This window comes from Flavobacterium circumlabens, assembly GCF_004345565.1.
Taxonomy (GTDB): Bacteria; Bacteroidota; Bacteroidia; order Flavobacteriales; family Flavobacteriaceae; genus Flavobacterium; species Flavobacterium circumlabens.
The window spans coordinates 541,631-563,801 of sequence record NZ_SLWA01000001.1; the positions used below are offsets into that span (position 1 = coordinate 541,631).

Consider the following 22,171-nt stretch of genomic DNA (forward strand, 5'->3'; position numbering starts at 1 on the left):
TTGGAATTTTCTATCTTTATATGTTTAAATTCAAGCAATTCTCTATCCAACAAGATAAAACCGCTATGAAAGTCGGAACCGATGGTGTTTTATTAGGCGCCTGGGCTCCAATAGCAAATAATCCATTTAGCGTTTTAGACATTGGTGCCGGAACCGGGATTATTGCTTTAATGCTCGCTCAGCGAACTCATGCCGAACAAATCGATGCTTTGGAAATTGACGAAGACGCCTATGAACAGGCTGTTGAAAATTTCGAAAGTTCTCCCTGGGGCGATCGCTTATTTTGCTATCATGCAGGCTTAGATGAATTTATTGAAGAACCTGAAGACGAATACGATTTAATCGTTTCGAACCCTCCTTTTTATTCTGAAGATTATAAAACAGAAAATGAACAGCGTGATCTGGCTCGTTTTCAAGACGCCATGCCTTTTGAAGAATTAGTAGAAGCTGCGGATCTATTGCTTTCTGAAAATGGAATCTTTGCTTTAATTCTTCCTTACAAAGAAGAACAAAGTTTTATCGCCCTGGCTAGAGAATCTGAATTGTACCCCCTAAAGATTACACGTGTAAAAGGAACTCCAACCTCAAGTATCAAGCGTAGTTTATTGGCTTTTAGCAGAAACGAAAAAGCAGAAATTGAAATCGATCAATTAGTTATCGAAATCGAAAGACACAATTACACTCCTGAATATATTGAATTGACTAAGGATTTTTATTTAAAATTTTAATTCTTATATAGAGAGAAAGCTTCGCTCCCTCTCTATCTTAATTATATAATTATCTTTGACAACACCAGCTTCCAGGATATTGCACCGGATAAACTCCTCCACATGTCGGACTTGGATTCACACAATAGCCAGTTTTATCAGAATAACTCCAATCTCCTCCTTTTATTGATTTTTGCTCTTTGTCAGTTAACTTTTTAACCCCTTGTAAGTTTAAAACTTTTTTTAACATAATTTAAAATTTATAGATTTGTTAATAACTCAATCATTTTAAGACACTTGAGTCTTATGTCTACTCTTGCGCAAGAATATCTTAATTCATTTTAGAATTATAGAAAAAAGAGCCATTCAACGGGGGAGTTGAAAAATTTAAATGACATAAAATATTAATGAGTACATAACCAAACAATCATTAAGGCGATTATGTAAAACTAATCTCATAAAGGTAAATATTGATCTCTTAAACGGAAGGAAATAAGAGATTTATTAAAAACATTTTTGGGTTATTTTGTTAAATTAAAACTAAGAATCAAACGTTCTGAATTAGTACAAGTGAGATTAAAAGTACTCTGTTACTACTAAACCTGCTCAAAAATATTTTTAAACTGATATAAAATCCTTTCGAGCAATCGCAAGTCTTCGGTTACGATTTCAGCGCTTCCCTTCATTTCCTGCTGGAATATGATTTGTTTTTTATAAGAAGTCTCTAATCCGTTTGGCAGGGCAACGTCTAACAGTAAGTTACCGTCTTTATCCGGAACCAGGGAAATATTCTGAATTTTACCATATAAAACGCCGAATTCACGATCAGGAAAATTGGCCAGTCTGATATTCACTTTTTGTCCTACTTTTATTTTACCTGAATTTAGAGCCGGTGCTTTTACCTTGCCTACAAATCCATTTTTCGCATCCGGAATTATCGAAAAAACATTATCTCCTGAATTGATGGTTTGATTCTCTGTCCATACTTGTAAAAAAGTAATAACACCACTAATCGATGATTTTAAAGCATAATTGAGTTCCCAGTCTTTTATCACTTTTTTTAACTGATAAAAGGACTGCGCCATATTTCTTCCCAGATTAACTTCTTCTTTAGTACTGTTTATGTGAGAGCTCTGACTTGATTTGGTATTATCAATCAATGATGATCTTAATTGGGAAATAGACGACAACAGGCTTCTGTAATTCTTCTGAGCCTGGAGATAATTTAGCTTTTTAGCTTCCATTTCCTGAGTTGAAACGATTCCTTTATTGAATAATGTTTCAAAACGGGCGACCTCATTCTTCTGAAGCTGTAATTCACTTTCGTTGATTACTTTCTGTTGCTGCAAAATCTCCAATCGCTCCTTAATTTGAATGTTTTCTGAATTCTGCGCTCTGTTCTCGACTTCAAATGGCTGCAAATTTTTATTTAATTCCTGCGCCTGATAATCTTTTTGGAAAACAGCATAAGCGCTTTCAATTTCTCCTAATTGCGCATTTTTCAGTAAAGCAAATGGAAAAGCTTTTTTTGAATCATTGATACTGTAGCCTTCAACAATACTTTTTAGCAAAAAGACATCTTTATAGTTGGCCGTATTTTCAATGATAGCCAAAATCATATTTTTTTTTACTACAGATTTATCTTTAACCAATATTGCCTCTATACGTCCGGATGTCTTAGAAACTATTTTTTCCGGTGGAATATTGGTCGTAATAACAATTTCGGTATTTACAACATCCGGATATTTAATAAACCAGGACACAAAAAACAGCATAAAAAGTATGGTAAATATCAAAACCGTCCCCCAGCGTATCATCCAATGTGGTACTTTGGTGAGAATGTCCTGAACTTCTTCACTTCTTAATTCGAATGTAGTATTATCTTCTGCCATGATTAATTTCCTAATTGCAATTGATTTCGAACCAATTCAAAATAATTCCCTTTTTGTTCTACTAAAGCCGAATGACTTCCAATTTCAATGATTTTTCCTTTATCTAAAACTACAATCTGATCCGCATTCATTACCGTACTTAACCGGTGTGCAATTACAACTACCGTTTTATCCTTGAAGAAAATATCCAGTTTTCGCATAATTTCTTTCTCATTATTAGCATCTAAAGCAGAAGTGGCTTCATCAAAAAACAGGATTTCCGGGTTTTTATAAACTGCTCGCGCGATAAGCAATCGTTGTTTCTGGCCTGTACTCATCCCTACACCTTCAGCCCCTATTTTTGTATTATACCCTAGCGGCAAACTACTTACATACTCTTTTATATTCGCTACGTCGGCTGCATAAATCAATCGTTCTTTATCTACTTTATCAACGCCAATAGCAATATTATTTGCAATCGTATCGCTAAAAATAAAACCCTCCTGCATGACAGCCCCTATATTGCCTCTCCATGCTTTTTGAGAAATATTCTTCAATTGTGTAGTGCCTATGTTAACCTCCCCTTTTTCCGGTTCATAAAACTTAAGGAGTAATTTCATTAAAGTTGTTTTCCCGCTTCCACTCACGCCAACAATAGCTGTAACCTTATTCGCCGGAATTATTAAACTCAGATCATCTAATACCGGAATATCGGATCCCAAATAACGGTAGGATAGATTTTTTATTTCTATATCCGCATCAAAAGGAACATCACTGGTTTGATGCACTTCCTGCTGTGTTTCATCTTCTTTATCATGAATTTCAGACAATCTTGCCAATGAAATTTTAGCATCCTGAAGCTCCCGGACAAACTCAATAAGTTGTGTAATCGGCCCATTTAAACTCCCTACAATTGAACTTATCGCCAGCATCATACCCAGTGTAATGGAACCGTCAATAACCAATTTTGCAGACAGGAATATGATAAAAATATTCTTAAGCTCATTTATTACAGAAGACCCAATAGTTTGCGTCTGCTCTAAAATCAGCCCTTTTATTGAAACCCGGAATAATCTTGCCTGTACATACTCCCAACCCCAACGCTTTTGTTTTTCGGCATTATGAAGCTTTATTTCCTGCATTCCGTTAATAAGCTCCATTACTTTACTTTGCTCCTGAGATACTTCGGCAAAACGTTTGTAATCGAGAATTTCTCTTCGTTTCAGAAATAGGGTGATCCACACGAAATAAAGAACACTTCCTGCAAAAAACACAAAAAATATCTTGAGATTAAAGTAGGCTAAAACACCTCCCATAACGAACATATTGATTACAGAGAATAAAACATTTAAGGATGACGTAGTCAAAATTCGTTCTATTCTTCGGTGATCATTGATACGCTGCATTATATCTCCCGTCATGCGGACATCAAAGAAGGAGATCGGCAGGTTCATTAGCTTAATAAAGAAGTCTGAGATCAACGAAATGTTTATTCGCGTAGAAAGATGAAGTAATATCCAGCTTCGGATAAGCTCTAAACCTGTTCTTCCGGCAAAAAGAAACAATTGCGCAAAAAGAATCAGATAAATAAAATGAATATTTTGGTTTTGTATTCCAATATCAACAATACTCTGGGTTAAAAAAGGGAAAATCAATTGCAACAAACTACTCGCCAGTAACCCGATACTTAATTGAATTAAAAATGATTTGTATCGCAATACATATTGTGACAGCAATCCGAATCCAAAACTATTATTATCTTCTCTGTCAAAATCGGTCTGAAAGAATTTTGGAGTAGCTTCTATCAACAATGCAATTCCTTCCTGAGTAGATTCGTCAGCATTGTTTCCTATCCAAAATTTAATAAAATCTTCTTTATTATATTCAATTAAACCAAAAGCCGGATCCGAGATATAATAAATACCTTTTTTTATTTTGTAAAGTACTACATAATGATTCTGATTCCAATGCAAAACACAAGGCAAAGGAGCTTCCTCCAGCCTTTCCGGACTTAACTTAACCCCTAAAGTCCTGAAACCAATTTTCTCAGCGGCATCGCTCAGAAAAAGCAAATTACTTCCTTCACGAGTCGTTTCACTATGATCTCTCAACTCCTGAATATGGATTGTCTTGCCGTAGTGTTTTGCAATGATCTTTAAACACGTTGGGCCACAATCTTTATAATCTGCTTGTTTGTAATTGGTGAATTTTTTCAATTCTAAATTGATTTAATGTAATAGCAATATTATACAAAAATTCTTAAAAAAAGAAGGTTCTCACTATAATATGTTAGATTTAAAATTTAATTCAATTTATTTTTAACAATTTCGCAAAAACAAATCAATCCTTTGTATATCAATTTGTTACACTAGTTTTATTTCTATTACCAGCGCTATTTAAAGAAAAATAATTATTATGAACTAAAAAAAGCAGACAGGAACAATTTCCTCTCTGCTTTTACTATTTTATAGTTAATAAATAACTACCCGCATAGTTCTGATCCTATCTCAAGAATACACATATTCTGGATCGTATTCCATTTTCCACCAACTGCAGTACATTGATCTTTAGAAATAGGGGCATAACAATGATATTGATCAATTCCTCCTTTAATTTCTTTTTGCTGATTTGCAGTTAAAATTTCAACTCCGTTTAGGTTTTTTAGTTTTTTCATAATTTGAATTTTGTCTGATGTTAAATATTTATTTAAGTAAGATTATTTTTTGATTAGTCCCGATTAATGAATATTTCATTCCTGAACTTCTTACTAATTCAAAAGTTCTCTTAGACATTTTAATATTCTCAATTTAAAACGTTTAGGCTTTATGAAGTTTTTAAACAATTCAATTATAGTATTTTTACTACGGTTTTATTCTGCTGCAAAAAAAAAGAGAGTTTACACTCTCTTTTATATTAAATACATTTTAGTACTACCAATTTCTCTAGGAGATGGTACACTGGTTAGTCCTAACCAAATAAAACCAACCAAGTGACCAATTATCCTGAGAATCCCAACACCAATCATCAATGTGGGGATATTTGCCCGATGTTCCACGATCAGGCGCCTACAAATTCAAAAAAAACATGACTAAATTTTAAATAAGGCTTTATTTTTTGCGTACTAAAACTGTAAAATCAAATTATGGGCGTATACAACGCCAGGAATTATATTCACAAATTGATCCTTTAGGACATGTTCCGTCTTCGTAACATGCAAGACCTCCTTTAATAACTTTTTTTTCCTCTTTTGTAAGCTCTTTAGCTCCTTCAAGGTTTAGGATTTTCTTTAACATAACTTTAAGTTTTGTGAGTTAATACTCCAACTATTTAAAGACATTGAAGCTCAGGTCTATACTCTCTATTTATGCTGTCTTTTCTAAAACTTCAATTTCTTTCTCCTCTACGAAATCATTTAAAAAATATTTCAATTCGTTTAGTTCATATTCGTTAGGAAATATTTTCTCATTTACAATCTTAACAGGTGTATAGTTAAAATTGTTTTTAGAGCACCATTCATATTGTTTTTGTATCTCCTGGTTTATCAACATGCTTACAGGTTCTGTATGCCATTTTTTCAACCATTTTTTAAGCCCAATTTTTTTAATGTGCCAATCTGAGATTGCTTCTACAGTTTTCCCCGGAGTAGCCCTGTTTATGGTTAAAAGTCTTTCGACAACAATCTTATAAGGGTTATCTATATTTTCAGGGTTAACATTAAACAATACATTTAGGAATATCTTATCGGGAAATCTTAAAACCAGATCAAATGCTTCCTGAAATGTCTTGTGACAATGTCCACAACTTGGACTTATTATTACAGACAACTTTATTACTGCATTTCTGTTTCCAAAATTCAATCCTCTCAGATCCTCAAATCCTAATGTATATGGTACCTTTTTCGACAGAAAATTTAATAATGAAAAATTTCTTTTAAATTTTTTCAACTCTTTTAAGTCACCATCTACATTTAATATATTTTTAATAATAGGTTTTAAAGCCATCCAGAATGTTACTAAAAAAACCAGTGAGAATAAGAACGGGAAAACACTACCAAAACTAAAACTCAGCGTAAAAAAATCTGATGCAAACCAAATTATACTTTGTACCAAGATCAAAGCTGAAACTGCCAGGCACATTACACACCATTTTTGAATTTCAAATTTTTGTATCCAGATTGATGTTACAACAACCGGAATTGCCAATAAGCTCAAAAAACCAATAAAAATTGACGAATTTGATGGCTGAAGCAAGATTGCCAAAAAACTTGAACTAAAAAAAATCAAAGGCAAGTCTGAAAAACCAACCCATTTTCTGCCGGATCCATCAAAATTAAGAACGGAGTTACAAGAAGCATTAGGGGTAAGATTACAAATCTTTGAAATAATCGCACTTTTTAAACCTAATTTTTCCTGAACAATTAAAATACTAACAAATAATCCTAAAAGTGATGTCATTAAAAATACAGCACTGAAAAAATTATAACTATTGTAAAAAAATGATAATCCAATTAAAAGAAATAACGGAACATAATATTTTACATTTTTATATTGATCCTTGAAGCCTTCTCTTCCAACTATACTGTTCGGTTCAATTGCTACAATTACACCATTCCAGTCTAAGAGAAAACTATCATAAGATATTTTTTCACTTCCTTTTTTTATAGTTTCGATGCGAACATAATCATTTGCTCTTTCAACTAAAGTAAGTTCTTCTTTAAAATATGCTAAAAAATTAGATGGTAAATTTTCAATCTGTTCTTTCGAAACACGCACTGCTGCATTCTCCACAGACAACAAATCCAATGAATCTGTTATCGCAAACAAACTTGGATAATTTGGATGAGAAAGAAACAAATCTTTGAACTCATTTTTTATATCCGAGTACTTGTTAATTAGAAGAAATTTCTGAACCAGTTTTAACATCTTTTTGTGGCGTTTAAATCATAACTACGATGCAAATATTGTGGTTTTTATTTGAAAAAAATGCCTTTGTATATACTTTTTATTAATTATAGCACATACAATTTATAAATTATACCAGCCTGAATAAAATACATAAATCACTGTTTTTCAATTTATTAAATCTATTTTACAGCTCATAAAATCCCAAAAAGCCAATTCTCGATTAAGGGTTTTGCTTTTTGTCTAGTTTTGAAAAAGTTAAACCATAACACTCAAAAACATGACAAAAAAAAAATTAAAATTCGAAGATTTTGAAGTAGAAAAATTATCTAAAAATCAGCAAAAAATTGTACTCGGAGGAAATATTCCTGAGGAAGAAAAAGATCCGGTTCGCGGTCCGGGGACAACTAACGGAAATGGATAAATTTTAATTAAACAGATAAAAAAGAATAACTTTAATAAATAATTATTATGAAAAGTAAAAAACTAAAATTCGAAGATTTCAAAGCTGATAAAATAAATAAAACACAACAAAAAATGGTTTGGGGTGGTGATCCAACAGGCGGAGAAGATCCCGTAGATGGAAAAGACCCTATCAGAGGCGGGGGAGGCACCGGCACCGGAGGAAATGGAAACGGATAAGGTCTCCTGAAAAAATTATTGAAAACGAATTAAATATTATTCGCAAACTGAGCTGGAGATACTCCAGTTCTTTTGCGAAATGATTTCGCAAAAGACACTGCATTTTTAAACCCTACACTTTCTGCAATAGCCTGAGTAGAGTATTTGCGATACATATGATTGCTAATCATCTCATTGATTACATAATTAATTTTAAGCTCATTCGAATATTCGCCAAAAGATTTTCCAAATCTTTTATTTACAACATAGGATAAATAAGTTGTATTCGTTTTTATTTTTTTAGCAACATAAGACAACGTAAAATCAGCATTTAAGTATTCGAGTTTATTTTCTAATGCCAGCAATTTTTCTACGATTTTATTTTCTTTCGCTTCATCAATACTCAAATTAGCATTTTCTTTCTTAAGCAATACATCTTCTTCCTGCTCTATCACAGCAATTTCGGGCTGAGGATTCTCTTTCTTCTCCAGATTCGCTTTAAATTCTTCAATCAACGCATTCATTTTTTTATGCGCCTTATTTTTGTCTCTGATGTTTTTAATCAGCAAAAAGACAATTCCTATCACCAGTAAAACATAAAAAATCTTCAGCGCTTTATTCAAAAGAACGTCATTTTCATATTTTTTCTGAATAGTAACCATCTCATTACTCAAATCACCGGTTCCCAATTTATAATTAACCTCTAAAGCCTCATTGTTTAATTTTGCCTCTGATTTCTCATAATTATCCAAATAGATTTTTGAATGCTTGAAAGCCAATTCAGGTTCCTTCTTAATGTTATAAATTTTTGCCTGATAGTAATTTGACTTTAAAAAGCTTTCATCTTTTCTATTATCTACCATGGAAACAGAATCTACCTTTTTGAAAAAAACCAGTGCCCTGTCATACTTTTTTATTTCATAATACAGATTACCCAGATTATAAGTGGCAATTTTATACTCTCTGTTAAAATTATTTTGCTGCGCAAAAAATATAATGTTATAGTAGGTCTTTTCAGCATTCTTAAAATCATTTTTCATATAATAAACATTCCCTAAGCTTATTTTAGCAGAGATATTGTTCATTGGTAAATTTTGAGAATACGAAACTGTCTTTTTATAAAAATAAGCTGCCGAATCAAGTAGTGTTGTCTGATTCTGGTTTTTCATGTACCAACTTTCGTACGAACCTGCCAGAGTAAGATTATTATTACTCTTTATGGTATGAAATTGCTCTTTGGTATAGAAACTTTCATTTTTGTCTATAAAATCATTGATTTGCTTTAAGTTCTTGATAGCCAATTGATAATTGCCAATTGCATCATTAATAAAAGCAATATTACTTTTGAATTTTACAATCTGGATAATGTCTTCTATCTGAACAGAAATTTTCATTCCTTTCTGATAATTTTCAAGAGCAGCACTATAATTACCTTTTGCAGCCTCTATTAATCCGCCATAATTGTAGAGATAAGATTTAAGCTGAATTTTTTCTCTGGACTCCGGCATTTTATCTAAATATTGAAATGCCTGGTTATATTTTTCTTTAGATTTTGCGGTATGATCTTTTAACTGAAATAAGTACGCCAATGCAACATTTGCAAAAGCCATATGCTTATTATTGTCAGACTTTGCCATTTTATAAGCGTAGACTGCAGCACTATCTCTATTTGCGTTAAGATTTAAACGTATTTTATCCTGCAGGAGCAAATATTCTTGTTCCGTTAATTCTTTCTTTTGTTGTGCAAAAGAATTATTCAGGACAAAAAAAAGTAAAAAAGAGATGATCAGCCTCATTTATATTGTTTTTGGACTCAAAAATAGTTTATAAAAAACCAATAAACTAAAATTACTTCGTCTTATTCTTATTTATTTTTATCAGATGTTATTAAAATATAACAAATTACCTTTGTTTTGTTATATTTTTATTGCGTAAATTTGTTTTGTAAAACTAACTAAAGATGAAACCAGACTTATTTCAAGCCCCAGATTATTATAACCTTGACGATTTATTGACAGACGAGCATAAATTGGTTCGCGACTCAGCACGTGCATGGGTAAAAAGAGAAGTTTCTCCTATTATAGAAGAATATGCGCAAAAAGCAGAATTTCCTAAACAAATTATTAAAGGGCTTGGGGAAATTGGTGGTTTTGGACCTTATATTCCTGAAGAATATGGCGGAGCAGGATTAGACCAGATTTCTTATGGCTTAATCATGCAGGAGATTGAACGCGGGGATTCCGGTGTACGATCGACTTCATCTGTACAATCTTCCTTGGTAATGTACCCGATTTGGAAATACGGAAACGAAGAACAAAGAATGAAATACCTGCCGAAATTGGCAACCGGTGAATTTATGGGTTGTTTTGGCCTTACAGAACCTGATCACGGTTCTGATCCGGGAAGTATGATCACCAATTTTAAAGATATGGGGGATCATTATCTTTTAAACGGTGCCAAGATGTGGATTTCGAATGCTCCTTTTGCTGATATTGCAGTAGTCTGGGCTAAAGATGAAACGGGCAGAATTCACGGCTTAATTGTAGAACGCGGTATGGAAGGCTTTTCTACTCCCGAAACACATAATAAATGGTCACTTCGTGCTTCATCAACAGGAGAATTAATTTTCGATAATGTAAAAGTTCCCAAGGAAAACCTTTTGCCAAATAAATCCGGTTTGGGCGCACCACTTGGCTGTCTCGATTCAGCGAGATACGGAATTGCATGGGGAGCAATCGGAGCAGCAATGGATTGTTACGATACTGCGCTGCGCTATGCCAAAGAACGAATTCAGTTTGGAAAACCAATTGCAGGAACTCAATTACAACAAAAGAAATTAGCCGAAATGATTACCGAAATCACAAAAGCGCAATTGTTAACCTGGCGTTTAGGCGTTTTGAGAAATGAAGGAAAAGCAACAACGGCACAGATTTCAATGGCCAAAAGAAATAATGTAGATATGGCCATTCATATCGCACGTGAAGCCAGGCAAATGCTGGGTGGAATGGGAATTACAGGCGAATATTCTATTATGCGCCACATGATGAATCTCGAAAGTGTCATTACGTATGAAGGAACCCATGATATTCATTTATTAATTACGGGAATGGATGTAACTGGAATTCCAGCATTTAAATCGTAACCGTCTATTAAAATATATACAAAATCAATATAAAAAAGCTTCTTCTTACCGAGAAGCTTTTTATCTTTGCTTCAAAATTTATTAAAATGAATATTGAAAGTATAAATAATAGCATCCAACCTCAAAAAGACCAGCTTTTACAACATTCTTTATATAATAAAATACAAAGTATAGATGATTTACATAGTTTTTTAGAAAACCATGTTTTTGCTGTTTGGGATTTTATGTCATTATTAAAGGCGTTACAAGCTAAACTTACCTGTACTACAACACCTTGGTTTGCGACCAAAAATCCTGAAACAAGATATTTAATCAATGAAATTGTGCTAGCCGAAGAAACTGATTTAACGATAGACGGAAGAAGACAAAGTCATTACGAGATGTATCTGGAAGCAATGGAAGATTGCGGAGCAGATACCACCGGAATCAATACTTTTTTGTCTGAAGTACATTCGCTTCATAACATTTTTGTTGCGATCAAACAAAGTGCACTTCACCCTGATGTAAAATCCTTTTTAGATTTTACCTTCAGAGTTATCGAACAAGGAAAACCACACGAAATTGCTGCTGCCTTTACTTTCGGAAGAGAAGATCTGATTCCGGGTATGTTTACTGAAATCCTGAAAAACTTCCAGAAAAACCTGCCTGAAACCGATTTAAGCAAACTGCTTTATTATTTTGAAAGACATATCGAACTCGATGCAGACGAGCACGGACCAATGGCCATGCAAATGATCACTGATCTTTGCGAAGAAGATGCCCAAAAATGGAAAGATGTTGAAGATATTTCAATTTTGGCATTAGAAAAAAGAATCGGTCTTTGGAATGCCATCGAAGAAGAAATAGTAATGAAAGCAGAAATGGTGTAAAACCAAAACTGCGTATTTAACGTAACTATTTGTTTAGAATGGCCCAACTTAATTTAAACAAATTATGACAACAGAGTTCAAACAAATAGTTATTGTTTTATTTTCTATTTTTCTTATGAGTTGCAGCTCTGATGAAATGCCTTCCCAAAACAATTTTACTGTTGTACCACCTACAACGACAACACCTGCTACTGTAGTAACTTCAATTAATTATCTGGCTTTAGGAGACAGTTATACAATAGGCCAAAGTGTCTGTGAAACCTGCAGGTATCCCGAACAACTCAAAGCAAGCCTGAAAGCCCTTTATCCTCAAAACAGCATTTCACTAAATGTAATTGCTGCAACCGGGTGGACCACTACTAATTTAATTTCAGAAATAAACGCACAGAACCCTAAATCTAATTATGATCTGGTCACTTTACTAATAGGCGTAAATAATCAATATCAGGGCAGAAATTTTTCGATCTATGAAAAAGAATTTCCTGAGTTAGTTACCAAGGCTATTTCTTTAGCCAAAGGCGATAAAAAAAATGTAATTGTACTTTCTATTCCGGATTACGCCTACACCCCATTTGGCAAAATCCAGATGCAAGGTCAGGGTGAAAAAATAAGTGCAGATATAAACAAGTACAATATGTTTGCGGAGAACTACTGCAGCAATAACAATGTTGTTTTTGTTTCGATAACTGACATTACACGTCAGGGACTCCTTAATCCAGGTCTGGTGGCCGGAGACGGCCTGCACCCCTCGGAAAGTGCTTATACGTTATTCACGGAAAGAATGTTGCCTAAAGTAAAAATAGCACTTCAAAATTAATATTTTGTTCTGCTGTTATTTTTTATAAGAAACTTAAAATAGTAAACTTATCAAAAAAGAGGAAATAGCTCCAAGAACAAACCATAACAATCTTGAAACCCGATTGTCACGAATAATTTCCATTTTATTCAGATCTTCCATATTGTTGCTTTATAGCACAAAAGTAAAGCACCGCAAAAAAGCAAATAGTCCGTAAAAGACATAATTCTATCAGATTAAGACAAATATCAGTTTTTTTGAAGGTGTTCAGGCCTGAGAAATCAGATTGTCTAAAAAATTAAAAAGAATTCCCGGAAAATATATTTAATTTTACTTCACTGTACCTATACATAGGTTAACAACCATACAGACTATGCAAGTTTTACCTCCGAAGGAATTATCAGCTTATATCAAGCATTATCTTTTTTTAGAAAACAAAGGAAATACGGCTCAGCAACTCCGCTTTTTTTCTGACGGCAATACCGGAATTGTATTTTCACAAAAAAGCAAACTTATAGCTGGATTAAATAACTCTGAAACACGAAATTACCTGCCTGGCTCTTTTTTTTACGGACAACCAAACGGTTTTAAAAATATTTATTCAGACAACGAAATACTGATTGTTATTGTCGTTTTTCAACCTAATGGCATAAACCAGCTATTAGGAGTTTCCGGCAGTGAATTTCGGGATGCTATTATTACTATTGATGGTATATTTGGCAGTGCAGGTTTAGAACTTGAGGAAAAATTAGCCGAACAAGTAACAATTAAGAATCGATTACAGCTGTTAAATCATTTTTTCAGAAGGATTGAAGCAAAAAAACCACAAACAAACCAATTGATCACAAATGCTTCCTTAGATTTTATCCTCAAAAACAAGGGTAAGTTTTCTCTAAGTCAATTAGTCGCTTACACAGGTTATACGGAAAGACATATCGAAAGAAAATTTACGGAAGGTATCGGATTAAACCCAAAGAAATTTGCTACCATTATAAAATTGCAACATTTTTTAAGTCTTCTTAAAAACAAAACCGGGAACATCTCTCTCACATCAATTTCGTATGACGCAGGTTTTTCGGATCAGTCACATTTAATACGGGAATTTAAAAAACATACGGGAATAACACCGCGGGAGTATCTGCACAATACCGGAAAACTAACGAACAATTTCATCGAAACTTTTCCAAAAAACACCATGTAAATGTCGGTTTTATACAATTTCTAAATTGCCGCTACTGCTATTTTTGATCTATCATTAATTATTCACCAAATGAAAAATCTAAAAATAGCTACTGCCCAGTTTGAAAACAGAAGTGGTGACAAAAACTACAATTTGTCCGTAATCGAAAAACTTTCGCAGAAAGCATCCAGTGAAGGCTGTGATGTAATTGCGTTTCACGAATGTTCTGTAACAGGATATACTTTTGCCCGGCATTTATCTAAAGAACAACTGCTTGATGTAGCAGAAATTATTCCGGAAGGGAACAGTATTTTAAAGCTTATTGAAATAGCCAAAAATAATAACATTGTTGTATTGGCAGGACTTTTTGAAAAAGATAAAAATGATACTTTATTTAAGGCTTATGTTTGTATCGACAAAAATGGTTTAGTTGCGAAATATCGAAAGCTTCATCCGTTTATAAATCCGCATCTCACTCCGGGAGATCGTTATTGCATTTTTGAAATCGGCGGTTGGAAATGTGGAATCCTGATTTGTTATGACAATAACATAATCGAAAATGTACGTGCCACAGCTCTTTTGGGAGCCCAGATTATTTTTATGCCACACGTGACCATGTGCACTCCTTCTACCCGTCCAGGTGCCGGCTTTGTTGCTCCCGAGCTTTGGAAAAACCGGGAAACCGACCCGACCTCTTTACGAATGGAATTTGACGGCATGAAAGGCCGTGACTGGTTAATAAAATGGTTACCGGCAAGGGCTTATGACAATGCTATTTATGCCGTCTTTTCAAACCCTATCGGCATGGATGACGACCAGTTGAAAAACGGATGCGCTATGATTATTGATCCTTTTGGTGATATCCTTACCGAATGCCGCTCTTTTGACGACTCTTTTGCCACAGCGACGATTACTCCTGAAAAATGCATTCAGGCCGGAGGAAACCGTTATATAAAAGCAAGAAGACCATCATTATACCGGGATATTATTGGACAAAATCACGAATCAGAACAAAAAGTAGCTTGGCTCAGCAGTGAAGAAAAAAAGAGTTAAAACCAAAAATCTTAAAGTCTTTCGGCTCTTAAAAATCTATCTTTGGTATAGATTCATCTACAGCATAAATACAAATAATGGAATTTCTTAAAACTACAAAGGAAGATATCGATGCCGTTTTCGATATTTATAATGAGGCTACCGCTTACCAAAAAACGGTCAACATAAAGAGCTGGAGAGGCTTTGAAAAATCACTGATCGAAAAGGAGATTGAAGAGAATAGACATTTTATAATCAGGGAAGAAGACGAAATTGCCTGTACTTTTGTGCTTACCTTCAACGATTTGATTATCTGGAAAGAAGCGGCTGCAGACCCTGCCGTCTATATTCATCGTATTGCTACGAATCCAAAATTCAGAGGACGTTCTTATGTGAAGAAAATCATTGAATGGGTTAAGACATATGCCAAAGAAAACGGAAAAACGTATATCCGACTTGACACGCATAGTGGCAACGAGAGAATAAACAAATATTACACCAGCTGCGGTTTTGACTACAAAGGCATCAGCGTTATCGAATGGACGGCAGAATTACCGGAACATTACAAAGAAGGTTCTTTTAGCTTGTTCGAAATTAAACTTTAAAAAGCCGCTTCATTCAAAAAAGCAAAACCCTTGCGGAATTTTCCATAAGGGTTTTGCTTTTTAAGTTTCAAAAATCTTACGCTATTTATAATTTTCAAAATCAACATCGATTTTTTCAAACTGTTCCGACTGCTCTAAAATCGAATTGATCCGATATAATCCCTCCTGATTATGATCGGTCATAATAAAAGCAAAGCCCCAAATATCTTTTGAAACCGTAAATTTTCCTGCTTCGGAATCTATGGTCATCAGCACCTCATCATTCATCCATAAATCCAGAATATCAATCATTTTTGGCTTTATTTCTTTGATTGCAGTCATAAAATCCGGAAAAAAGGTTTCCTTTTCAGCTCCATCAAAAATATCAATCAAAAGTTCTTCTGATTGGTACCCCGGACGAAAATAATATTGATACATATTTTCTTATTTTAATTGAAGTACAATATTAGATAGTTAAATTATAATTAGAACCTTTTTATAAAAGATTTTTACCTTTCTTTTTTTTAAAGCACACCGTATTAACATTCTGTACCAAAAGTTCTCTTTATTTTTTAACTGGCATTTTAGAATCTCCTACTGTAACAATTATTTATATTATTCTAAAAATCAATAGATTAAATTTAGTTAAACTACCTTTGGCAATTGCAGGATAAACTATGAACCCAACACAGCCCAATACCACTTTTACAGATCTTGCACTTCTCTCTGAAGAAAAGACCAACCATCCGGCAGAATTAATTCTGGCTAATAAAAAACTCGCTCAGCAAATAGAAGATCGTGGCAAACGCGCCGCTGAATTGGTTATTGCCAATACGGAACTGGCTTTTCAGAATAAAGAAAAAGAAAAACGTGCTGCAGAGCTCGTTATTGCCAATAACGAATTGGCTTTTCAGAATAAAGAAAAAGAAAAACGCGCTGCTGAACTGGTTATCGCCAACCGGGAACTGGCTTTCCAAAACAAAGAAAAAGAAAAACGTGCTGCCGAATTACTGATTGCGAATATCGAACTTACCTATCAAAATGAAGAAAAGGAAAAACGTGCTGCCGAATTGATTGTGGCCAATAAAGAACTGGCTTTTCAAAACAGAGAAAAAGAAAAACGTGCTGCTGAACTCGTTATTGCCAATAGCGAACTGGCTTTCCAGAATAAAGAAAAAGAAAAACGCGCTGCTGAACTCGTTATTGCCAATAGCGAACTGGCTTTCCAGAACAAGGAAAAAGAAAAACGTGCTACCGAACTTTTAATCGCTAACATCGAACTTACTTTTCAAAACAAAGAAAAAGAACAGCGCGCTGCCGAACTTATACTTGCCAATACGGAACTGGCTTTTCAGAATGAAGAAAAGGAAAAACAGGCTGCTGCATTACTGATCGCGAACAAGGAGCTCGACTCTTTTACGTACATTTCCAGCCATCATTTACAAGAACCTCTGCGAAAAATTCAGGTTTTCTCCAATCGTATTCTTACTGACGAACACCAGAATCTATCAACAAAAGGACAATATTATTTTAAACGTACTGAAATTGCAGCTGCCCGCCTGCAGACACTTTTAAATGATCTGCTTACGTATTCCCAAACCAATTCGACCGACAAAAAATTTGTAGATACCAACCTAAATACGAGCGTACAAAAAGTACTTCTGGATCTTAAAGATGATATTGCAGAAAAAAAAGCCATTGTCGAAGTTTCTGTTCTGGGTAACGCTACTGTTATTCCGCTTCAGTTTAAAGAGCTTTTAAAAAATCTTATTTGCAATTCCCTTAAATTTTCCAGACCGGGTTTTCCTCCTCATATCATTATTAAAAACCATATCGAATTCCCAAAATTAAAAGACAGAAATCAATCCAAAAGTGGATATTATGCCCATATCAGTATCAGCGATAACGGCATTGGATTTGACCCACAATTTAAAGACCGGATTTTTGAACTTTTTCAATGTCTGCATACCAATTCGGAATATGAAGGAACAGGGATTGGTCTTGCCATTGTAAAGAAAATTGTCCAAAACCATAATGGAATCATTACCACAACAAGCGAGATCAATAAAGGCGCAAGATTTGATATTTACATTCCGGTATTAGGGGAATAGCAAAAAAAATTCAGGATTAACGCTTTCCGGATTTCCATATAAATCCGTCCAGCAGATAATGTGTAAATTGCGGAACACTCAGCAAGGGAACCGCTAAAAATTCCCAACCCGAAAAATTAATAGCTGCAAAAGAAATATTTTCATTCCAGACCAAAACTTCCCAAAGAAATTCTTCCGTAGAAGCAATAACTAAGAGGATCACTGCATAAATAAAAATGCCTTTATACTCTTTTAAATAACGCAGAACGCCCAATTCTGAATCGGTTTTGCTATCGATTTCCTTAAAGTAAACCAGCGCCATATAGGGAATTCCGTGCGTGATTACATTTAGCAATGTAAAGATCAGATCGTCATTAAAATAAACAATGCCGAAATACCAGGACAATGCCGTTCCTAAAATAATGCTGTTTTTAGGAATATTAAAAAAGTGGTTTTTAATACTCGTATACAAAGTATAAATTGCATACGTGCTTAAAATTACGATATAAATCCAGAGTAAAATGGTTAGAATCGTTTCGTTATGAAAACGAAAAAATTCGTTTTCTACAAACCAGTTAAACTTTCTTGGCGAGGATAAAAACCAGTATAACATCGGGTATCCGGTTGCGGCATAAATGGTAAGATTATCTATAAAAACAGATCTTTTTGTTTTCTTTTCTTGTCTTGCATACAGGCGCATAAAGCCATATTGCTGTCTGATAAAATGATAAACGGCCACATACGCCAGAAAGGACCAGAACACCATACTGCCAAAAGCAAAAAGAACAAAACCAACAGAGAAACAGATCAAGGGTAAAATCGTCAGCAGTTTTTTCTTCTTTTCGAATTCTTTCCTTACAAAATAAGTTTTAAACAGCGTTGCATAAACATGTGCCACATCTATAAAAACGATTAAAAAAAGCCAGGTGTAAAACGAATACTGCTCCTCGATTCTGGTAATAAAATCCTGAAAAAGAAAAATAAAGGCCAGCACGAAAAAGGAAGGTCCGATTATAAAAAGGAAATCGGTTTTCGATTTATGAATCCAGGGTTGTGTCATCTAAAATCTGATTTACAATATTAATTCCGTGATGGAAAGCTTCTTCAAAAATAGAAATACCGGACAGATCGGTGTGGGCAAAATAGATTAATTTCTCTATGTTTTTGGACGCCTGTTTTTTTGCTTCGCCAAAGATAAAACCCGGCACCGGACTAATCATTCCGTGTCCTAATACAAAAACATTCATTTCTTCGGTAACACTTTCAATATCCGGATGCGCCATTTTCAGGTCGTCAAAAACCATTTGTTTCCAATATTCGGTTTTCTTTTTATAAATTTCCTTTCTGGTTTTTTTAAGATCCGGACCAGAAAAACTGTAATAATAGGTGATTACTTTTTTGGTCTGTAACTGACTTACAGACTGATGCTGGTCGTATACATAACCTAATCCTTTTGATCCGTAAATAATATTGTCCCAGGATAGTGGAAAACTGAAATTATCTGCCAGATCAGAAACTACAAGCGTTGCCAAAAGCCACGGCGTATAATGAAACTCTTTCGTAAACTCTTTTCTGTCTTTGATGATGTATTGATTGACAAATTGAGGTGTCGCCATGATTACTTTATCGGCAATAATTGCTACAGTCCTTTTTTTATGATCATCGAAAGTTTTGGCAATAACTTTATTGTTTTCGATTTTAAGATCAAAAACCAAATGATTTTTTAACACTTTGTCCTTCGTGTATTTCTTGAGGTGTGTTGCCAGTCTCGCATTTCCTTCGGGCCAGGTTAATACGCTGTCTTTTTTATCTGAAGATGAATCCTGTTTTCTTCCGGCGAAATAATGAATTCCCGCCCAGGCTGAAACATATTCAATTCCCAATCCGAAATCATCCTTGCAGCAATAATCGATATAATTAAATAGAGGTTCTGATTTGAAATTGTTTCTTTCAAACCATTCTTTCATTGTTATTTGATCTAAAGCCCTGGTTATTTCATCGGCAGAAGAAAGAGCAAGCGGAATATCAAATAAGTACTTCCCGTCCTCTCCTTTTGCACTCCTGTAAAAATCCATTTGCTTGAAAAAGGTTTTCAGTTCTGCATCTTCGGCAGCGGTATTTCCTTCTTTGGGAACGACACCTTCCTGCCAGCTGTTTTTGTAAAACAAACGTTCATCGGGGGCAAAAGTAAGCTGGAGTTCATCGAAAACAGGAAGACCTTTGGTATCATAACCCAGAATGATTTTTTCTTCTTCCAGAAAATGCAGTAATTCTTTGTCCTGAAAATTAGGCAACGGCAGATAATGCGCACCCAGCGGATATTTGGAATATTGGTTTTCTCCGTTGGAGGAATTTCCTCCAAGATGGTCTTCCAGTTCCACCAGAATAAAATCAGAAATGCCTTTTTTCGTAAGCTGACGTGCTGCACTCAATCCCGAAATACCGCCTCCGACAATAAGATAAGAAGTTTGTATATGAGAAGTTATTTCCGGAAAATCCTTAATCCATAACCGATGTCCCAAAAGATGCTTTGTTCCGGATAAACGAATCATTAAAACCGCTATTTTATCGGTACAAAACTGCAAAAACGGAACCAGAAGCAGCGAAGCCGCAATTCCTTTTACAAAACTTCGTCTCGAACTATTGTAATTTTCACCATTCTTCATCAAAATAGCGCACTAAAATTTGGTTATCTAAACGATTGATTTCAATTTCATTTGAAATCATATCTTTCGTAAAATAATTGTACCGGTCAAACTGATAATTGTAAAATTTCAATCCTGACGCCTGTCTGTTTACGGTGTTAAAAGTGGTATTAAAACCATTAATTGCAATTGTAAATCCCCATTCCCCAAAAGAAGGAACATAAGCATGATAAGCATCTACCTGAGGAAAAACGGCCATTACGGTTTTATTGATACACCAAAATGATTTTGGTGCAAAATAAGGCGATGTCGTTTGTATTACCACTGCCGCATCAGGCTGCAGAATGCGCTGAACGGTCTGGTAAAAGTTTAGGGAATATAATTTTCCCAAACTATAATTAGATGGATCCGGAAAATCGATAATCGCCACATCAAATTTTACTTTGCAGCTTTTTGCCCAGATGTAAGCGTCAGTATTGATTACGGTAACTTTGGGATTGTTTAGGGAATTCCCGTTCAGGTCTGTCAGTACTTTATTCGTCTCAAACAATTTGGTCATTCCCTGATCCAGATCGACGAGGGTAACTGTTTTTACGTTTTTATATTTTAAAATTTCACGCACTGCCAAACCGTCTCCGCCACCCAAAACCAAAACATGGCTGACGTTTTTGGCAATTGACATTACAGGATGAACGAGGGCTTCGTGGTACCGGTATTCGTCTGCAGAACTAAACTGCAGGTTGTTGTTGAGATAAAGCCTGTAATCGCTCTTATTATGTGTTAAAACGATTCTCTGATAAGGAGTTGAGTGGGTATAAATAATATTTTCGCCGTATAATTTCCCTTCTGAATACGATAAAATATTTTCTGAAAATATAAAAACCGTCAATAATAAAAGGAACGAAAAAATAGCTTTTACTTTTAAAAAATAACTTCTTTTTAATTCTGATTTCAAAAGAAAACACAATACAATCGCAATGCTGATATTGATCATTCCGAAGAACAATGAAGTTCCCATGATTCCAAGTTTCGGAACCAGAATTAATGGAAAAAGTATAGACGCTAATAAAGCCCCAATATAATCGAAAGTAAAAACATTCGAAACCAAATCCTTAAACTCGACTTTATCTTTCAGGATGTTCATTAGTAGCGGAATTTCTAATCCGACCAAAAAACCGGTTACAAAAACAAGCAGGTACAAGATGAGCTGAAACGAGCCTACGCTCTCAAACAACAAAAATAAAATTACGGAACTTAAACCTCCGATTAATCCAACCAATATTTCGATTTCTACGAAAGTATTCAGCAGGTTTTTATTGAAAAACTTAGAAAAGAAAGAGCCTATACCCATCGAAAACAGGTATACACCAATGATAAATGAAAATTGTTTTACAGAATCCCCTAATAAGTAACTGGCGAGCGTTCCGGCAACAAGCTCGTAAACAAGCCCGCAGGTCGCAATTATAAAAACGGCAAAAAGCAATAAAAATTCAAACTTGATAAACTTTTTACCCATGAATTGCGGCACTAATAATCATCGAGATTCCAATGATAAAAGCTGCGAGGACAATGGCAACGGCAACATTGTTTTTCTCTACTACTTCTTTCCAGGTGTTTTCCGGCGTAATTTTCTCAATTACAAAATAGGCGGCTAATAAAATAATGATTCCCAGAAATGAAAAAAGAATCGAATTGACAACGGGTTGGTAATGTATTAAATCCATAGTTTAAAG

Annotated in this window: 22 protein-coding genes; 10 read left to right on the plus strand and 12 right to left on the minus strand. The window is 34.5% G+C overall.

Annotated elements, in window-relative coordinates:
- Positions 1-20 precede the first annotated feature (20 nt).
- The gene (locus EV142_RS02285) at positions 21-728 is read left to right on the plus strand and encodes a tRNA1(Val) (adenine(37)-N6)-methyltransferase (protein WP_132032301.1); all 708 of its coding nucleotides are present in this window, start codon (positions 21-23) and stop codon (positions 726-728) included.
- Between the two features lie 49 nt (positions 729-777).
- On the opposite strand, the gene EV142_RS02290 is transcribed toward EV142_RS02285, so the two are convergent.
- The 6 genes from EV142_RS02290 to EV142_RS02310 all read right to left on the minus strand — a co-directional run bounded on the left by EV142_RS02290 (position 778) and on the right by EV142_RS02310 (position 7,401).
- The gene (locus EV142_RS02290) at positions 778-957 is read right to left on the minus strand and encodes a hypothetical protein (protein ID WP_132032303.1); all 180 of its coding nucleotides are present in this window, start codon (positions 955-957) and stop codon (positions 778-780) included.
- 346 nt (positions 958-1,303) lie between these two features.
- Positions 1,304-2,599: an HlyD family secretion protein gene (locus EV142_RS02295; RefSeq protein ID WP_132032305.1), complete on the minus strand. Its 1,296-nt coding sequence runs from the start codon at positions 2,597-2,599 to the stop codon at positions 1,304-1,306.
- A 2-nt stretch (positions 2,600-2,601) separates the two neighbouring features.
- Positions 2,602-4,794, minus strand: coding sequence for a peptidase domain-containing ABC transporter (locus EV142_RS02300; RefSeq protein WP_132032307.1), 2,193 nt, complete (start codon positions 4,792-4,794; stop codon positions 2,602-2,604).
- A gap of 266 nt (positions 4,795-5,060) precedes the next feature.
- A complete protein-coding gene (locus EV142_RS02305) occupies positions 5,061-5,252 on the minus strand; it encodes a hypothetical protein (protein WP_132032309.1) in 192 nt (63 codons plus the stop codon).
- Positions 5,253-5,718: 466 nt separating this feature from the next.
- A complete protein-coding gene (locus tag EV142_RS23960; protein ID WP_158286284.1) occupies positions 5,719-5,871 on the minus strand; it encodes a hypothetical protein in 153 nt (50 codons plus the stop codon).
- A 69-nt stretch (positions 5,872-5,940) separates the two neighbouring features.
- On the minus strand, positions 5,941-7,401 hold the full coding sequence (locus EV142_RS02310; RefSeq protein ID WP_238698642.1) for a vitamin K epoxide reductase family protein: 1,461 nt from the start codon (positions 7,399-7,401) through the stop codon (positions 5,941-5,943).
- Positions 7,402-7,759: 358 nt separating this feature from the next.
- Here EV142_RS02310 and EV142_RS02315 point away from each other — a divergent pair, with 358 nt between their 5' ends.
- Positions 7,760-7,903: an rSAM-modified peptide gene (locus EV142_RS02315; protein ID WP_132032313.1), complete on the plus strand. Its 144-nt coding sequence runs from the start codon at positions 7,760-7,762 to the stop codon at positions 7,901-7,903.
- A 47-nt stretch (positions 7,904-7,950) separates the two neighbouring features.
- Positions 7,951-8,121 carry an rSAM-modified peptide gene (locus tag EV142_RS24135; protein ID WP_164502514.1) on the plus strand — a complete coding sequence of 57 codons (171 nt, stop codon included), beginning with the start codon at positions 7,951-7,953 and terminating at the stop codon, positions 8,119-8,121.
- A gap of 29 nt (positions 8,122-8,150) precedes the next feature.
- Here EV142_RS24135 and EV142_RS02325 read toward each other — a convergent pair whose 3' ends face one another.
- The gene (locus EV142_RS02325) at positions 8,151-9,896 is read right to left on the minus strand and encodes a helix-turn-helix domain-containing protein (protein ID WP_132032315.1); all 1,746 of its coding nucleotides are present in this window, start codon (positions 9,894-9,896) and stop codon (positions 8,151-8,153) included.
- Positions 9,897-10,060: 164 nt separating this feature from the next.
- Here EV142_RS02325 and EV142_RS02330 point away from each other — a divergent pair, with 164 nt between their 5' ends.
- From EV142_RS02330 to EV142_RS02355, 6 genes are all read left to right on the plus strand, one after another.
- The gene (locus EV142_RS02330) at positions 10,061-11,242 is read left to right on the plus strand and encodes an acyl-CoA dehydrogenase family protein (protein WP_127340632.1); all 1,182 of its coding nucleotides are present in this window, start codon (positions 10,061-10,063) and stop codon (positions 11,240-11,242) included.
- Between the two features lie 86 nt (positions 11,243-11,328).
- Complete coding sequence (locus EV142_RS02335; RefSeq protein ID WP_132032317.1) at positions 11,329-12,111, plus strand: DUF3050 domain-containing protein; 783 nt, start codon at positions 11,329-11,331, stop codon at positions 12,109-12,111.
- A gap of 64 nt (positions 12,112-12,175) precedes the next feature.
- Positions 12,176-12,928 carry an SGNH/GDSL hydrolase family protein gene (locus tag EV142_RS02340; RefSeq protein WP_132032319.1) on the plus strand — a complete coding sequence of 251 codons (753 nt, stop codon included), beginning with the start codon at positions 12,176-12,178 and terminating at the stop codon, positions 12,926-12,928.
- Between the two features lie 352 nt (positions 12,929-13,280).
- Positions 13,281-14,108, plus strand: coding sequence for a helix-turn-helix domain-containing protein (locus EV142_RS02345; protein WP_132032321.1), 828 nt, complete (start codon positions 13,281-13,283; stop codon positions 14,106-14,108).
- Positions 14,109-14,177: 69 nt separating this feature from the next.
- The gene (locus EV142_RS02350) at positions 14,178-15,140 is read left to right on the plus strand and encodes a nitrilase family protein (RefSeq protein WP_132032323.1); all 963 of its coding nucleotides are present in this window, start codon (positions 14,178-14,180) and stop codon (positions 15,138-15,140) included.
- Positions 15,141-15,217: 77 nt separating this feature from the next.
- Complete coding sequence (locus tag EV142_RS02355; RefSeq protein WP_132032325.1) at positions 15,218-15,724, plus strand: GNAT family N-acetyltransferase; 507 nt, start codon at positions 15,218-15,220, stop codon at positions 15,722-15,724.
- Between the two features lie 81 nt (positions 15,725-15,805).
- Here EV142_RS02355 and EV142_RS02360 read toward each other — a convergent pair whose 3' ends face one another.
- The gene (locus tag EV142_RS02360) at positions 15,806-16,141 is read right to left on the minus strand and encodes a hypothetical protein (protein ID WP_132032327.1); all 336 of its coding nucleotides are present in this window, start codon (positions 16,139-16,141) and stop codon (positions 15,806-15,808) included.
- A gap of 239 nt (positions 16,142-16,380) precedes the next feature.
- Here EV142_RS02360 and EV142_RS02365 point away from each other — a divergent pair, with 239 nt between their 5' ends.
- Positions 16,381-17,814 (plus strand): sensor histidine kinase, encoded by a 1,434-nt coding sequence (locus EV142_RS02365; RefSeq protein ID WP_132032329.1) that lies wholly within the window; start codon positions 16,381-16,383, stop codon positions 17,812-17,814.
- Positions 17,815-17,830: 16 nt separating this feature from the next.
- Here the strand turns inward: EV142_RS02365 and EV142_RS02370 are convergent, their stop codons facing one another.
- From EV142_RS02370 to EV142_RS02385, 4 genes are read right to left on the minus strand one after another with little or no spacing between them, the layout of a single operon-like run.
- A complete protein-coding gene (locus EV142_RS02370; RefSeq protein ID WP_132032331.1) occupies positions 17,831-18,853 on the minus strand; it encodes a hypothetical protein in 1,023 nt (340 codons plus the stop codon).
- Complete coding sequence (locus EV142_RS02375; RefSeq protein WP_132033182.1) at positions 18,831-20,459, minus strand: NAD(P)-binding protein; 1,629 nt, start codon at positions 20,457-20,459, stop codon at positions 18,831-18,833. Before EV142_RS02375 ends, EV142_RS02370 begins: the two co-directional genes overlap by 23 nt.
- A complete protein-coding gene (locus tag EV142_RS02380; protein WP_132032333.1) occupies positions 20,446-21,954 on the minus strand; it encodes a polyamine aminopropyltransferase in 1,509 nt (502 codons plus the stop codon). The genes EV142_RS02375 and EV142_RS02380 overlap by 14 nt, the downstream gene beginning before the upstream one ends.
- Positions 21,947-22,162: a DUF350 domain-containing protein gene (locus EV142_RS02385; protein WP_132032335.1), complete on the minus strand. Its 216-nt coding sequence runs from the start codon at positions 22,160-22,162 to the stop codon at positions 21,947-21,949. Before EV142_RS02385 ends, EV142_RS02380 begins: the two co-directional genes overlap by 8 nt.
- Positions 22,163-22,171: the final 9 nt, after the last annotated feature.